Here is a 15,568-nt window from a genome sequence, read left to right as displayed (position 1 = left end):
AAGGAGAGTTATCATGCCAAAATCATTATTAGAACAACAACTTGAAGAGAGAATCCTTGTTTTAGATGGAGCAATGGGTACGATGCTTCAACAGGCAAATCTTACGGCAGAAGATTTTGGCGGGGAAGAGTTTGAAGGTTGTAATGAGTACTTGAATGAAACGGCTCCACATGTAATCGAGAAAATACATCGTGCTTATTTTGCTGCAGGTGCAGATATTGTTGAAACGAATACATTCGGCGCGACTGATATTGTGTTGGATGATTATGACCTAGGCTTCAAAGCAGAAGAGTTAAATCGTGTTGCAGTTGAAATTGCTAAAAAAGTAGCGAGCGAGTTTTCAACACCAGAATGCCCTCGATTTGTTGCAGGGGCAATGGGGCCAACGACTAAATCACTTTCCGTTACAGGTGGTACTACATTTGAAGCCCTAATAAATTCTTATCATGAACAAGCAAGAGGGTTGCTTGTGGGTGGTGCTGATTTATTATTGCTTGAAACGAGTCAAGACATGCGCAATGTTAAAGCTGCATACGTCGGAATCGAACGGGCATTTGCTGAATTAAGTGTAGAAGTTCCAATTATGGTCTCGGGAACGATTGAACCGATGGGAACAACACTTGCGGGTCAAACGATTGAAGCATTTTATTTGTCTTTAGAACATATGAAGCCAACGGTTGTCGGTTTAAACTGTGCAACAGGTCCAGAATTTATGCGTGACCATATTCGTTCGCTTTCAGAACTCTCGGAAACGTATGTAAGTTGCTACCCCAATGCAGGCTTACCAGATGAAGAAGGACATTACCATGAGTCTCCGAGCTCGCTATCAAAAAAATTAATGGGCTTTGCTGAAAAAGGTTGGTTAAATATTGTAGGTGGTTGTTGTGGTACGACCCCTGAGCATATTCGTGCAATGGTTGAGGCGGTAAAGGGGCATGCGCCAAGGCCTCTAAAAAAGAATAATGTACATGCTGTTTCTGGAATCGAACCACTTGTTTATGATGATAGTATGCGACCGTTATTTGTTGGAGAAAGAACAAATGTGATTGGCTCAAGAAAATTCAAGAGGTTGATTGCTGAAGGTAAATATGAAGAAGCATCAGAGATTGCACGTGCTCAAGTGAAGCGTGGAGCTCATGTCATCGATATCTGTTTAGCAGATCCAGATCGTGAAGAGATTGACGATATTGAAGATTTTTTATCTCATGTTGTTAATAAAGTAAAAGTGCCCCTGATGATTGATTCAACAGATGAGGCAGTAATTGAAAAGGCTCTTACTTATTCACAAGGAAAGGCTATTATTAACTCCATTAACTTAGAAGATGGGGAAGAGCGCTTTGAGGCGATCGTGCCATTAATAAAACGGTACGGTGCAGCGGTTGTTGTAGGTACTATTGATGAAGAAGGAATGGCGGTATCAGCCGAGAGAAAGGTAGAAGTAGCAAAGCGTTCCTATGATTTGCTCGTAGGTAAATATGGTTTAAAACCAACTGATATTATTTTTGATCCACTAGTGTTCCCTGTAGGAACAGGGGATGAGCAATATATTGGATCGGCAGAAGCAACTGTTGAAGGGATTAAAAAAATAAAAGAAGCATTGCCTGATTGTTTAACGATTCTTGGTGTTAGTAATGTCTCGTTTGGGTTACCTCCTGTTGGACGAGAAGTATTAAATGCAGTGTACTTATATCACTGTACACAAGCTGGATTAGATTATGCTATTGTAAACACTGAGAAATTAGAGAGGTATGCTTCCATTCCAGAAGCAGAAAAAGAAATGGCTAAAACGTTACTGTTCAAAACAACTGATGAATCGCTTGCAGAATTCACGGCTTTTTATAGAGGGAAAAAGCAAGAAAAGAAAATTGAAGCTTCTTCTATGACATTAGAAGAACGTCTCGCTTCATATGTAGTTGAGGGAACGAAAGAAGGCCTTTATAAAGATTTAGACGAAGCGCTGCAATCTTTTAGTGATCCATTAGAGATTATTAATGGGCCACTTATGGTAGGCATGGATGAGGTAGGACGACTTTTTAATAACAATGAATTAATTGTTGCGGAAGTCTTACAAAGTGCAGAAGTAATGAAAGCATCGGTTGCTTACCTTGAGCCTTATATGGAGAAAAAAGCAGATGATAATGGAAAGGGGAAGATCCTTTTAGCGACAGTGAAAGGTGATGTGCATGACATTGGTAAAAACCTTGTTGAAATTATTTTGGGGAATAATGGATTTAAGATTGTCAACCTTGGAATAAAAGTTACTTCTAATGAATTAATTGAAGCAATCAAAAAAGAGAATCCGAAAGCGGTCGGTTTATCGGGTCTATTAGTTAAATCAGCACAACAGATGGTTTTGACTGCTCAAGATATGCGTCAACAAAACATTTCTATACCAATTTTGGTCGGAGGGGCTGCTCTTACTCGTAAATTCACAGATACAAAGATTGCTGCTGAGTATGAGGGCCTTGTCCTTTATGCGAAGGATGCAATGAATGGGCTTGAGCTTGCTAATAAGTTAGTAAAACCAGAAGATCAAGAAAAGTTAACTGTCGAGCTTCAAGAAAGACGAAATCAAAAAGAACAAGCCAGAGTAGAAAGGAAATCGTCTGTTCAAGTTCTTGAAAAGCCGGTTCGTTCCAAAGTAGCACTCGATAGTCCCTTGTTTATACCAGAGGACCTAAACGAGCACATTTTAAGGGATTATGATCTCAGTCATCTAGAACCATATGTGAATTTGCAAATGTTGCTTGGAAAACATCTTGGATTGCAAGGGAAGGTGAGCCGTCTACTTGAAGAGGGGGATAAACGAGCTCTTGATTTAAAAGAAAAAGTAGATGAGTTGTTTAAGCGAATTAAAACAGAAGGAATTATAAAAGCGAACGGAATGTATCGATTCTTTCCTGCCCAAGCCGATGGTGATGATGTCATCATTTATGATCCGCAAGATCGAAAAACAGTTATTAATCGATTTACTTTTCCAAGACAAAATCATGAACCGTTCTTATGTTTAGCCGATTACTTACGTCCTGTTGAAAGTGGAGAAATGGATTATGTTGGGTTTTTAGCTGTAACAGCAGGGAATGGCGTACGTAATTTAGCTGAAGAAGCTAAAGAAAACGGAGATTATTTATTTAGTCATCTTATTCAAGCCGCAGCTCTTGAAATTGCAGAAGGTTTTGCAGAGCGTGTTCATCAACTTATGAGGGATAAATGGGGATTTCCTGATCCGACTGACTTTACAATGTCAGAACGCTTTGCTGCTAAATATCAAGGAGTGAGAGTTTCTTATGGTTATCCAGCATGCCCGAATTTAGAAGACCAAGAAAAGTTATTCTCACTACTTTCACCAGAAAAAATTGGTATTCAATTGACTGATGGGTTCATGATGGAGCCTGAAGCTTCTGTAACAGCAATGGTATTCGCTCATCCTGAAGGCAGGTATTTTAACGTGTTAGCTTAAAAATTTGATAGACATAAGATTGCCTACTCTTTCCATGGAGTAGGCATTTTTTTCGTAAAGAGCTTTAAAATTGGTCATTTTGTACAGAATTTTAAGTTTGACATGAATAGAACAATTAAAGAAATGTAATCAAATTCGTATAAAAATTGGGTGTGTACAAACAATACGTTTACAAGTAGTGAGATTTATGAACTCACTTCAAAAAATGATTCAGGACATAAGGAGGGTACTTACAACATGAAGAGTCGTCGGTTCATATCGAAACTTACTCTTGCTCTCATTATGATTTGTGCAGTAGCAGTAGTGGCGCAGTCAACACCCACTCATGCATTCACAGATCAAGTGATTCAACAAGGAGCAACAGGTGATGACGTGGTAGAACTTCAAGCGCGTCTACAGTACATCGGGTTTTATAATGGGAAAATTGATGGAGTCTATGGTTGGGGCACATATTGGGCCGTTAGAAATTATCAATATGAATTTGGATTAGATATTGATGGATTAGTTGGTCCTGAAATGAAAGATAAGTTAGCTAAATCAACTGAGTATAACGAACAATTTGTTCAACGTGCATTAAATGAAGGTCGGAAGTTTACTCATTACGGAGGGACCCCAAAAAAAGTTCAGCAAGGTCCTAAAGGTAGCCGAAATAAACAAAAAGGTGGAGAGCAAGCCGGGCAACAGCCTGCTCCTGCTAAGGGTGGTCAACCAGCACCGACACCAGAGCAAGGTCAAGCAGGAGAGCAGCCAACACCAGCACCCGAAGGCGGTCAACCGCAACAAGGTGGAGAGTCGCCAGCTCCAGAAACGCCAGAACAAGCGCCAGTCCCTGATGAAGAGGCACCGGTAGATCAAAATAATGATGCTGACATTGAAAAAGCTACTAATGTGCCGCCTGGTTATTCAGACAATGATCTCCAATTAATGGCTCAAGCTGTTTATGGTGAAGCTAGAGGAGAGCCTTATGTAGGTCAAGTTGCCGTGGCAGCCGTCATTATTAACCGTATTAACAGTCCGACTTTTCCTAATACCGTTTCAGGGGTTGTTTTTGAACCAAGAGCGTTTACAGCAGTAGCTGATGGACAAATTTGGATGGCTCCAGATGAAACTGCTAGACGTGCTGTGCTAGATGCTTTAAATGGTCAGGATCCGACCGGTAATGCAATTTATTATTTCAACCCGGATACAGCTACATCAGGTTGGATTTGGACTAGACCACAAATTAAGAAAATTGGTAAGCATATCTTCTGTCATTAATTTTTGGAGGTGATAAAAATGTTGCGTAACATAATTATTGGGCTACTAGCCGTTGCAGTAATTGCACTAGGTTACTGGGGTTTTCAAGAACAAGAACAAAAACAAGTACTTTCAATAAATGCGGAAAACAATTATCAGCGTGCTTTTCATGATTTGACGTTTCATTTAGATCAAATCGAAGACGAATTAGGAACGACGTTAGCAATGAACACTCGCCGTCAACTAACACCAGCGTTAGCTGAAGTGTGGAGGATCACAAGCCTTGCTCAAGCAGAACTAGGCCAACTACCTTTAAATTCTTTACAGCTAGGGAAAACGGAAGAGTTCCTTTATAAAATTGGGAAGTTCTCTTATCGCACCTCTATTCGTGATTTAGATAAAGAACCACTAACAGATGAAGAATATCAAACATTACAAACACTTTACGACCATTCACACGATATTCGAGAAGAAATGCGAGAAGCGCAAGCATACGTATTAAAGAATAATCAAAAATGGTTAGATATTGATAAGGAATTGCAAGCGGCTACGGAAGAAAAGCCATCAGATAATTTAGTCGTTAATAACTTTGAAGTGATGAACAAAAACATCGAAGGATACAGTGAAGTGGAGTGGGGCGCAGGTCTTGCTTCAATAGAAGATTTGAATGGTGAAATGAAGCGCGCGTTAGCGGGCGGTAAGAAGTTTTCAAAGGAAGAAGCAAAAGATGTTGCAAGAAAGTACCTTGATTTAAATGAAAATGCAGCTGTACATGTTGCAGATACAGGATCAGGGCTTGAGTACCCTGCTTACAGTTTAGTGATTGATGATCCAGATCATGAGGCTCATTATTATATGGATATGAGTGTTGAAGGAGGACACCCGATCTGGTTCTTGCAAGAACGTCACATTCGTGATCAGAATATAAGCTTAAAAGAAGCTTCTGATGTCGCGCAAGCGTTTTTAGAAGAGAACGGTAAAGAAAGTATGCAATTGATTGAAAGTAAACAATATGATTCAATCGGGCTGTTTCAATTTGTATACTTGCAAGATAATGTACGAGTCTATACCGATTCTATTATGGTAGAAGTTGCATTAGATGATGGGAATGTGATTAGTTATGAAGCGAAGGATTATCTGATAAACCACAAAGAACGCTCTATTGATGAGCCGGTGGTTTCATTAGAAGAAGCAGAAAAAAGTGTGAATCCAAAAGTAGCGATTATGGAAGATCACCTAGCATTAATTGAAAATGAACTAGGCGATGAAGTATTATGTTATGAGTTTTTTGGGACGATAAATGATGATACGTATCGAATCTTTATTAATGCAGATGATGGCCAAGAGGAAAAAGTGGATCGTTTAGAGCGAGCAGAAAGAGTTTATGATTTTTCATAAATAATTTAACAGAAGAAGCAGCTAATGCTTCTTCTTTTTTTTGTTACGTGAGATAATGAGTAAAAATATATAGGACTATTTTAGTTGTATGTAGTTGCAGGAGGGAATGCAATGATTGCGATTGGAACAACAATGCAAATAGAAATGGAAGATAATACAGATGAAAAAAAAACAAAAAAGCTGCGCTGCCGTTTAGTAGATAAGTCAAAAGGATATCTTGTGATTGATTATCCAATTAACGTTGAAACAGAGAAGCCTAGCTTTATTCTAGATGGGACTAAATTAAAGGCTTCTTTTATATCAGAAAGTTCAACCGTTTATGAATTTCAAACTGAAGTAATGGGTCGAGAAAAAAGAAATATACCGGTTTTACTATTAAAGGATCCAGGTAAAGAAAAGTATTATCGTATTCAACGTCGAAATTATGTACGAGTTGAGGCGACTACAGATGTTTCGGTACAACCAGTTGACGATCGTCTTCCTGCATTTACGACAGTTTCTGTAGATATTAGTGGGGGCGGTTGTGCGATTTTGATCCCTAAGGGTACGGTACTGCCGATTCAAGCTGAAGTAGATATAACGATGGTATTACCGATGCAAAAGACTGAACAAAAGTTTGTAAGAGCTCGTTGTAAAGTTATAAGAACCTATCAACCGAGGCCTGAAGCAAAAATGAGAGCCTCTTTACAATTTATAGATCTAGACCAAAAAGACCAGGACCAAATTGTAAGATATTGTTTTGAACGTCAAGTGATTTTAAGGCGTCAAAAACGTGATTAAGATTAAGAGAGCAAGTATTAGACCGACCTTAGTGAGTGTGATATGATTATTGTATATAATAGTAAAAAGTTTTAAGTATTATTGCTTATTAAGTTTGTTGGAAGATGTATGAGGTGTGGGAAAATGATGAAATTGATGAACATTGCAATTGATGGACCTGCAGGGGCAGGAAAGAGTACTGTCGCAAAGCTAGTGGCTGAGCAACTTCAGTTTTTGTATATAGACACTGGAGCGATGTATAGAGCGCTTACTTACGCAGCATTGACACAAAACGTGAATCTTGAAAATGAGGATGAATTAGATTCTTTACTTGAAGGGATTCAAATTGATCTGAGGCATACAGAAAGTGGCGTATTAGTGTATGTGGATGAAAATGATGTAACTGAGTTGATTCGAACAGATGAGGTGAACAAGCATGTGTCACTTGTAGCAAGTCATCCATCCGTTCGAATTGAAATGGTAGAGCGTCAACGAATTCTTGCTACTGGTTCAAATGCGGTTTTAGATGGTAGAGATATTGGGACATATGTACTCCCACAAGCTGATTTAAAAGTTTTCTTAACCGCATCAGTTGAAGAGCGTGCAAGAAGAAGGCACGAGGAGCAAGTGAAAAGAGGATTCCCATCTGAATTTGAGGAATTAAAAAAAGATATTGCGAGACGCGATGAGTTAGATTCTACTAGAGAGTTTGCTCCATTAAAGAAGGCCGATGACGCCATTGAGATTGATTCTACTTCTTTGACTATTGCAGAAGTCGTAAAATCAATTATTGATTTAGCGAAGGAGCGTGCTTCTTAATGGGCTTATATCAACTTGGTCAGCGTATTAGCAGAATGTATCTTTCAAGTAAGTATAAAGTTGAGATTATTGGTGAAGAAAATATTCCAACTGATGGTGGCGTTTTATTATGTTCAAATCATATTAGCAACTTAGACCCACCTTTACTTGGAGCTTATATTAAACGCCCGATTCATTACATGGCAAAGCAGGAACTATTCGAAAAACCGATCTTAAAGTCATTGTTGCCTAAATTAGGTGCTTTTCCTGTACGTAGAGGGATGAGCGACAAGCAAGCTTTGCGTAAGGGGATAGAGTATCTTAAGCAGGGTGAAATGCTAGGTTTGTTTCCGGAGGGTACTAGAAGCAAAGATGGCAAACTTGGAAAAGGGCTTGCCGGAGCTGGTTTCTTTGCACTTCGAACGGATGCGGTCGTTATGCCCTGTGCAATAGTGGGTCCTTATGAAAAAGGAGAACCATTAAAATTAATATATGGGAAACCAATAAATTTTGAAGAAATAAGAAAAGAAAAACCAACAGCTGATCAAGCAACTCAACTGATTATGGATGAGATTGGTAAGTTAATTGAAGCTCATTCATCATCTCTAATGTAGGTAGAAATTTCTCACGCTTTGTGAGAGTTCAATTTATACATTACGTTTACATACCGCTACAAAGCGGAGATTGAAGGAGGCAAAAGTCAATGGGTGAAGAAATGAACAATGAACTAGCAGAATTGAAATCATTAACTGTAGGAGATGTTGTTACAGGTAAGGTAACGAAAGTTGAAGAAAAACAAGCATTAGTTGATGTAGGTTTTAAAGTTGAAGGCATTGTGCCAATCAGCGAGCTTTCAAGTTTACACGTTGAAAAAGTAAGTGATGTCCTTTCTGTTGACGATGAATTGGAAATGAAAATTCTTAAACTAGAGGACGATGAGCTTATCCTATCAAAACGTGCTGTACAAGCTGAAAAAGCGTGGGAGCAATTACGTAAACAACAAGAGTCGGGGGAGATCATAAAAGCTAAAGTGGCCGAAGTTGTTAAAGGTGGACTAGTGGTTGATGTTGGCGTGAGAGGGTTCATTCCTGCATCGCTTGTTGAACGTCACTTTGTCGAAGATTTTTCTGACTACAAAGGGCGTGAGCTCCGTTTAAAAGTTGAGGAGTTAGATCAGGAAAACAATAAACTAATTTTATCTCAACGTGCTGTTCTTGACGAAGAGTTACAAGAAAGAAAGAAGTCAATCCTACAATCTTTACAACCAGGTGATACGGTAGAAGGCACAGTCCAACGTTTAACTAGCTTTGGTGCATTCGTTGATGTTGGTGGAGTAGATGGGCTTGTCCATATTTCTCAATTAGCTCATCATCGTGTTGAATCGCCTTCTGAGATTGTAAAAGAAGGAGAGCAAGTGAAAGTCAAAGTTCTTTCAGTTGACCCAGATAGCGAACGTGTATCGTTATCAATCAAAGAAACACAACCTGGACCATGGGAAGAAGTGGCTGGTGAAATTTCGACCGGTGATGTAATTGAAGGAACAGTTAGGAGACTAGTTTCTTTTGGTGCGTTTGTTGAGGTAGCTCCAGGAGTCGAAGCTCTTGTACACATTTCCCAAATTGCAAACCGTCATATAGGAACGCCTTCAGAAGTTCTTTCTGAGGGTGAAAAAGTGGAAGCGAAAGTCCTTGATGTAAATCTTAATGAAAAACGTATTTCATTAAGCATCCGTGAGCTTCACAAAGAAGATACACATGATCAAGATTATCAAGAGTATGAAGCGAAACGAACTGATGAGCCTAGTGGTTTTTCCCTTGGAGATATGATTGGGGATCAATTAAAGAAGTATAAATAATGACAGATGAGGTGGTAAGTGCATGAGCCGTGCAACTAGAAAACTAGATCATATTCATCATGCCTTATCAACAGGGCAATCACATACTCATGGTTTTGAAGACATTCGTTTTGTGCACAATAGTATTCCTGAATTAAGTGTCAATAACGTGGATTTAACTTCTAAAATCGGTGAACTTAATTTAAGTTCGCCGATTTTTATCAATGCCATGACCGGTGGTGGTGGTGATGATACTCGATCAATTAATCAGCAATTAGCTGAAGTAGCACGAGAATGTGGTATTGGAATGGCAGTAGGTTCTCAAATGGCTGCAATCCGAAATACTGAAGAAAGAAAAAGCTATGAAGTAGTAAGAGAAATGCACCCAAATGGGATAATCTTCGCTAACTTAGGCAGTGAAGCAACAGCTGACCAAGCAAAGGATGCCATTGACATGTTAGAGGCATCGGCCCTGCAGATACATGTGAATGTGATTCAAGAGCTCGTGATGCCTGAAGGGGATCGAGATTTCACTAATACTTTAAAGCGAATTGAAGAGATTAACCGTGCAATTGAGGTTCCTCTTATTGTAAAAGAAGTTGGATATGGCATGAATAAGAATACAGCCGGACAATTAGAAAGTGTCGGAGTAAAAATTGTGGATGTTGGTGGATTCGGAGGAACGAATTTTTCCAAAATAGAAAATGAACGACGGGTCCGAAAGTTACGATATTTTGATGATTGGGGCATTGAAACGACAAGCTCTATTATTGAAGTAACTGAAGGAGGTCAAAACCTTTCTATTATTTCTTCTGGAGGTCTGCATTCCGCTTTGGATATTACAAAGTCAATTGCTTTAGGAGCAAGTGCTACAGGATTTGCGGGTTACTTTCTTAAAATTCTAATGGGAAGTGGGCAACAAGCTCTTATCGATGAGATTAATGAAATGCATGAAGACCTTAAAATGTTAATGACTGCTCTAAATAGTAAAACATTGAATCAATTACAATGTGTCCCCCTAGTGATTAGTGGGGAAACACGTGATTGGTGCGAACAAAGAGGTATTAAACTTGATCGTTATAGTCAACGCTAAAAGGTTGAATGAGGGAAAGGTTCCTCATTCAACCTTTTTATGCTTTTTTTATGGTCGTTGATTAGCTCTTGCTTCATCTGGACTTTGAAGTTTAGTTGCACCTTTATTCGTTAAGTTTTGATCTCGATCAGATTCTACTTTATGTGATTCTCTTAATTTACGTTCTTGACGGTCTTTCCCCATTTTAACTACCTCCTTTCTTTGTTGAATGGTTAGTATCTCCATCTCGTCATTTTTGTATGTATCATGATGTTTACTTTTAAGAGAAGCGTCGATACTAAGAAGAATGGGGAGGTGGTTTATAAATGGATGGGGTTTATTTTTACTGGGTAGGATGGATTTATCTTTGTCTGATCACATTTTTTTGGCCGAAAAATAGTCGAAGAACCGTTGTCGCCATATTTATGTTTACTTTATTAATTGTTAGTCCAAAATTTGTAACGGTTCAATCAATACAAGTAAGTTTAGGATATGTTTTTATGATTGGCGTTTTTTATGGATATCTCACTCAATTGAAGACAAGGAGCCTCTTGTATATTTTGCCGACATCATTAATCGTAGCAGCGAGTTATGCTTCCTTTCAACTTGTGTCAATCTATGATCCTGTTGTTCATTTAATTGATGGGCGTATTATGTCTATGGCTATCGTTGTAACCTTATCATGTATCATGACAACAAAATGGTCGTTGCGATTATTAATTGCTATCTTAGGATTATTACATGGAGAGCTTCTTTATGGTCTAACCGTTTCAAAAACATTTATGGTGTATTCATTTGGAGAATTTTATTTGTTAGATGTTATGGCTCTTACTTCAGCACTCATTGGAAGTGGTTGGTACTTACATCATCTATCGTCTATTGTACATGCATGGTCGAAAAGGAAGAATTCACACCATTTATCGGATGAATTATACTTAACGAAAGATTGATTGTCGAGTAAGTCTCGACAATCTTCATTAATTTTAGTAGAATAAATAGGTTGCAGGTAGCATACAAGTTCAAAAATGCTTCCTCAAATACAGGTTTTCCCCAATTTATCGGATATTTGATGAATTCATTTATATATTATACATAAGAAAGGTCGTGGGGCAATTATGACTAAACCAGTCGTTGCAATTGTAGGACGTCCCAATGTCGGGAAATCAACCATTTTTAACAGAATAGTAGGAGAACGAGTAGCAATTGTCGAAGATATGCCAGGAGTTACACGTGATCGCTTGTACAGTCATGGAGAATGGTTAGATCGCGATTTTAATGTCATTGATACTGGTGGTATTGAACTTGCTGATGAACCATTATTAAATCAAATGAGAGAACAAGCAGAATTAGCCATTGAAGAAGCTGATGTCATTGTCTTTATTGTAAATGGTCGAGAAGGAATAACGAGTGCCGACCAAGAAGTAGCTAAAATTTTATTCCGTTCTAAAAAACCAGTTGTTTTAGGCGTAAATAAAGTAGACAATCCTGACATGCATGATTTGTTATACGAATTTTACTCACTCGGAATAGGTAACCCATATCCTATTTCAGGTTCACATGGCCTCGGTTTAGGGGATCTTCTTGATGAGGTGCTCAAGCACTTCCCAGAAAAAGCAGATGATGATTACGATCCAGATACGATCCGTATTTCATTAATTGGTCGACCAAATGTAGGTAAATCCTCTTTAGTCAATGCCATGCTTGGTGAGGACCGAGTAATTGTAAGTAATATTCCAGGAACGACCCGAGATGCGATTGATACGTCATTTACTCGTGACGATCAAGAATACGTTTTAATTGATACAGCAGGGATGCGTAAAAGAGGAAAAGTGTATGAAAGCACTGAGAAATACAGTGTACTTCGTTCACTTAAAGCAATCGAACGCTCTAATGTTGTACTAGTTGTCATTAATGCTGAAGAAGGCATTATTGAGCAAGATAAAAAAATTGCTGGCTATGCTCATGAAGCTGGTCGTGCCATTATTATTGTAGTTAACAAATGGGATGCAATTGAAAGAGATGACAAAACAATGCAAAGATTTGAGCAAAAAATTCGTGATGAATTTTTATTCTTATCTTATGCGCCAATTTTGTTTACTTCGGCAAAAACTAAACAACGTTTACAACATGTATTACCAACCGTTAAACGTGTATCTCAAAATCATAACTTACGTGTACCGACTAACGTTTTAAATGATTTAATTATGGATGCTGTTGCAATGAACCCAACACCAACAGATAAAGGAAAGCGACTTCGTATTAATTATGTTACCCAAGTCGCCGTGGAACCACCTGCCTTTGTATTCTTTGTAAATGAGCCTGAGCTTCTACATTTCTCTTATGAACGTTTCTTAGAAAACCGTCTCCGTGCCACATTTGAATTTGAGGGGACTCCAATTAAGATTATCGCTAGAAAGAAAAATGACTAATCATAGTTAGAACTGGGGGAGACTATGAATATTTTTTTGTTGCTCACTGTTATTTTAATTGGTTATTTGCTTGGTTCGATAAGCTTTAGTTATTTAATTGCAAAAAAAGTTAAAAAAGTTGATATTCGTCAACATGGTAGTGGAAATGCCGGGGCAACAAACACATTGAGGGTGTTAGGGGTAGGTCCTGCGGTTACGGTTTTGTTACTAGACGTATTAAAAGGAATAGTAGCAGTATGGCTCGCGTTATTACTTGCACCAGATCAAAGTGGTATTTTCCCTGCTATGGCAGGACTTGCAGCCATTCTTGGACATAACTGGCCCCTTTATTATGGCTTCCGAGGAGGAAAAGGTGTTGCTACAACAATAGGTGTGATCGCAACACTCGTTTTCTTTCCCGCTTTATTTGCTGGAATCATCGCTATTATTAGTATTGTACTTACACGTTATGTTTCATTAGGATCACTCTTATTTGCTTTAGGTACACCTATTTTTGCTTATTTACTAATGGAAACGTATCAAATACCAACGATGTATATCATCTTATCAATTTTTGTAGCCATCCTTTCATTCTGGCGTCACCGTGCAAACATCCAACGTTTGGTAACGGGAACAGAAAGTAAAATTGGGAAGAAAAAAGAAGCTTCCTAGAGTTAATGTTTAAAGGAGTTGGTCACATGTCAAATGTTACAGTAATTGGTGCTGGGAGCTGGGGTACAGCACTTGCCATGGTTTTAGCTGATAATAATCATCAAGTGAGATTATGGGCTAGAAGAGATGAGCAAATTAATGAAATAAACCAACAACATCGGAATGAAGCTTATTTGCCAGGTGTTGAATTACCTCACCAAATTATTGGTTATACAGATCTCGCGCAAGCAGTAGAGGGTGTTGAGGTGCTATTGTTGGTAGTTCCAACAATAGCTATAAGAGAGACAGTTCGTTCACTTCGCGAAGCTTTAACAACCCCAGTCACAATCATTCATGCGAGTAAAGGAATAGAACCTGGAACTCATAAGCGAATTTCAGAGATGATTGAAGATGAATTTAAAGGAACTGACTTTTTAAAGGATGTTGTTGTCCTATCAGGACCAAGTCATGCAGAGGAAGTAAGCATGCGACAACCAACAACCGTAACAGTATCTTCCTTAAATCATGAAGCTTCTTCACTCGCTCAAGATTTATTTATGAATCAACATTTTAGAGTCTACACAAATCAAGATTTAATCGGTGTTGAAACAGGTGGGGCTCTAAAAAATATTATCGCTCTTGTATGTGGGCTAACAAACGGTTTAGGGATGGGCGATAATACGAAAGCTGCGATCATGACAAGGGGCTTAGCAGAAATTACCCGTCTTGGTGTCAAGCAAGGTGCTAACCCGTTAACATTTGCTGGGCTTTCTGGCTTAGGTGATTTAATTGTAACGTGTACAAGTGTCCATTCAAGAAATTTTCGTGCAGGTAAAATGATTGGTGAAGGTCAGTCACTTGATGAAGTACTTCGCAAGATGGGAATGGTTGTTGAAGGCATTCGCACAACGCAAGCTGCCTACGAACTTGCTAATGAATTAGATGTTGAGATGCCTATTACCTCTGCTTTATATGAAGTATTATTTGAAGGGATTCACCCTAAAGAGGCTTCTGAGAAGTTAATGGGAAGAGTCAAGAAGCATGAAGTGGAACACATTTCTGACTTCCTAGAAAGTGAGTAGTACCAGTAAGGAATGAAAAACTAGGCGTAAGTCATGCACCAACTCTTCGTTCATGCATAGAATATCTCTATATTAAGAACGAAGGAGGACGCGTGATGTTTCAAAAAAATGACCCTTCATTTATGGATCAGGTTCAGAAGAAAACAAGCGTCAGACCAGATGAATTAATGAAATTGGCTAATTCTGTGAGTCAGGCTAACTTACAAGATGAAGCGACTGTTCGCAGTTTAATCTCACAGGTTGCAAAGCTGGCGAATACACCAGTTTCAAAAGAAAAAGAAGATCAGATCGTTCAGGCAATTGTAAAAAACAATATGCCGACTGATTTTGCTTCTCTTGCTAAAATGTTCAACAAAAAATAGGTGCAACTATAGGCAAATGCCGAACGCAAAAACTCCTATTTTGCATATACTTTATGGAACGAACATTAAAATAGGGCTGTGCAACACGAAGGCTTTAGTTGAGTTAGAGAAGTGCGCCCCGCTTCTCTAACTTTTTTCGTCTTTTTGTAGCTGATTTAACTTTAGAGGTTAAATAGCTGAGCTTGTAACGGAATGGACAAGCAATTTAACGTTAAATGGTTTATGCTTGTGATATAATGTACTATGTATTTTAAGAAAAAAGGATGATGGTCATGTCTGATGCAATGTTAAATATGTGGATTTCTTTCTTTGCTCTTGCTTTAATGTTTATCTCTGCTGGGGCAGCAATCTTTAGTCGTGAGAAATTAAGAGGCGTCGTTCAAAAAATAGTATTAGCTTTTTCGTTTATATGTTTAATTGTTTCTGGACTCATTGTGTTTTTAATTGTAATAGGTGGACCTACAGCAACAATGTAAGGCATTAAGTAGTAAACAGTAAAGTAACAAAA

General features: G+C 38.5%; 15 protein-coding genes. 14 read left to right on the top strand and 1 reads right to left on the bottom strand.

Annotation, left to right across the window (positions count from 1 at the left end; genetic code table 11):
- Nucleotides 1-13 precede the first annotated feature (13 nt).
- The 8 genes from metH to fni all read left to right on the top strand — a co-directional run bounded on the left by metH (nt 14) and on the right by fni (nt 10,578).
- Nucleotides 14-3,460, top strand: a complete 3,447-nt coding sequence (gene metH, locus AB3N04_RS02235; RefSeq protein ID WP_368504525.1) for a methionine synthase — start codon at nt 14-16, stop codon at nt 3,458-3,460.
- 237 nt (nt 3,461-3,697) lie between these two features.
- Nucleotides 3,698-4,717: a spore cortex-lytic enzyme gene (gene sleB, locus AB3N04_RS02230; RefSeq protein WP_368504524.1), complete on the top strand. Its 1,020-nt coding sequence runs from the start codon at nt 3,698-3,700 to the stop codon at nt 4,715-4,717.
- An 18-nt stretch (nt 4,718-4,735) separates the two neighbouring features.
- Entirely contained in the window at nt 4,736-6,094 is a 1,359-nt protein-coding gene (ypeB, locus tag AB3N04_RS02225) for a germination protein YpeB (protein ID WP_368504523.1), read from the top strand.
- 111 nt (nt 6,095-6,205) lie between these two features.
- On the top strand, nt 6,206-6,874 hold the full coding sequence (locus tag AB3N04_RS02220; protein ID WP_368504522.1) for a flagellar brake protein: 669 nt from the start codon (nt 6,206-6,208) through the stop codon (nt 6,872-6,874).
- 123 nt (nt 6,875-6,997) lie between these two features.
- Nucleotides 6,998-7,672 (top strand): (d)CMP kinase, encoded by a 675-nt coding sequence (gene cmk / locus AB3N04_RS02215; protein ID WP_317120750.1) that lies wholly within the window; start codon nt 6,998-7,000, stop codon nt 7,670-7,672.
- A complete protein-coding gene (locus AB3N04_RS02210) occupies nt 7,672-8,265 on the top strand; it encodes a lysophospholipid acyltransferase family protein (protein ID WP_368504521.1) in 594 nt (197 codons plus the stop codon). Before cmk ends, AB3N04_RS02210 begins: the two co-directional genes overlap by 1 nt.
- 89 nt (nt 8,266-8,354) lie before the next feature.
- Nucleotides 8,355-9,506, top strand: a complete 1,152-nt coding sequence (gene rpsA / locus AB3N04_RS02205; RefSeq protein ID WP_368504520.1) for a 30S ribosomal protein S1 — start codon at nt 8,355-8,357, stop codon at nt 9,504-9,506.
- Nucleotides 9,507-9,528: 22 nt separating this feature from the next.
- A complete protein-coding gene (gene fni / locus AB3N04_RS02200) occupies nt 9,529-10,578 on the top strand; it encodes a type 2 isopentenyl-diphosphate Delta-isomerase (RefSeq protein WP_368504519.1) in 1,050 nt (349 codons plus the stop codon).
- Nucleotides 10,579-10,626: 48 nt separating this feature from the next.
- Here fni and AB3N04_RS02195 read toward each other — a convergent pair whose 3' ends face one another.
- Entirely contained in the window at nt 10,627-10,761 is a 135-nt protein-coding gene (locus AB3N04_RS02195; protein WP_368504518.1) for a YpzI family protein, read from the bottom strand.
- 122 nt (nt 10,762-10,883) lie between these two features.
- Between AB3N04_RS02195 and AB3N04_RS02190 the strand changes: the two genes are divergently transcribed.
- The 6 genes from AB3N04_RS02190 to AB3N04_RS02165 all read left to right on the top strand — a co-directional run bounded on the left by AB3N04_RS02190 (nt 10,884) and on the right by AB3N04_RS02165 (nt 15,536).
- Nucleotides 10,884-11,507: a hypothetical protein gene (locus AB3N04_RS02190; protein WP_368504517.1), complete on the top strand. Its 624-nt coding sequence runs from the start codon at nt 10,884-10,886 to the stop codon at nt 11,505-11,507.
- A 165-nt stretch (nt 11,508-11,672) separates the two neighbouring features.
- A complete protein-coding gene (gene der / locus AB3N04_RS02185) occupies nt 11,673-12,986 on the top strand; it encodes a ribosome biogenesis GTPase Der (RefSeq protein ID WP_368504516.1) in 1,314 nt (437 codons plus the stop codon).
- A 24-nt stretch (nt 12,987-13,010) separates the two neighbouring features.
- Nucleotides 13,011-13,637 (top strand): glycerol-3-phosphate 1-O-acyltransferase PlsY, encoded by a 627-nt coding sequence (gene plsY / locus AB3N04_RS02180; RefSeq protein ID WP_368504515.1) that lies wholly within the window; start codon nt 13,011-13,013, stop codon nt 13,635-13,637.
- A gap of 26 nt (nt 13,638-13,663) precedes the next feature.
- Nucleotides 13,664-14,698, top strand: a complete 1,035-nt coding sequence (locus AB3N04_RS02175; RefSeq protein ID WP_368504514.1) for an NAD(P)H-dependent glycerol-3-phosphate dehydrogenase — start codon at nt 13,664-13,666, stop codon at nt 14,696-14,698.
- A 95-nt stretch (nt 14,699-14,793) separates the two neighbouring features.
- Entirely contained in the window at nt 14,794-15,060 is a 267-nt protein-coding gene (locus AB3N04_RS02170; protein ID WP_317120759.1) for a stage VI sporulation protein F, read from the top strand.
- Nucleotides 15,061-15,332: 272 nt separating this feature from the next.
- Nucleotides 15,333-15,536, top strand: coding sequence for a DUF2768 domain-containing protein (locus AB3N04_RS02165; protein WP_368504513.1), 204 nt, complete (start codon nt 15,333-15,335; stop codon nt 15,534-15,536).
- Nucleotides 15,537-15,568 lie beyond the last annotated feature (32 nt).

It is taken from the genome of Alkalihalophilus sp. As8PL (assembly GCF_040939795.1).
In the GTDB taxonomy this organism is placed as follows: Bacteria; Bacillota; Bacilli; order Bacillales; family Bacillaceae_D; genus Alkalihalophilus; species Alkalihalophilus lindianensis.
This window is presented reverse-complemented; position numbering and strand designations above follow the sequence as displayed.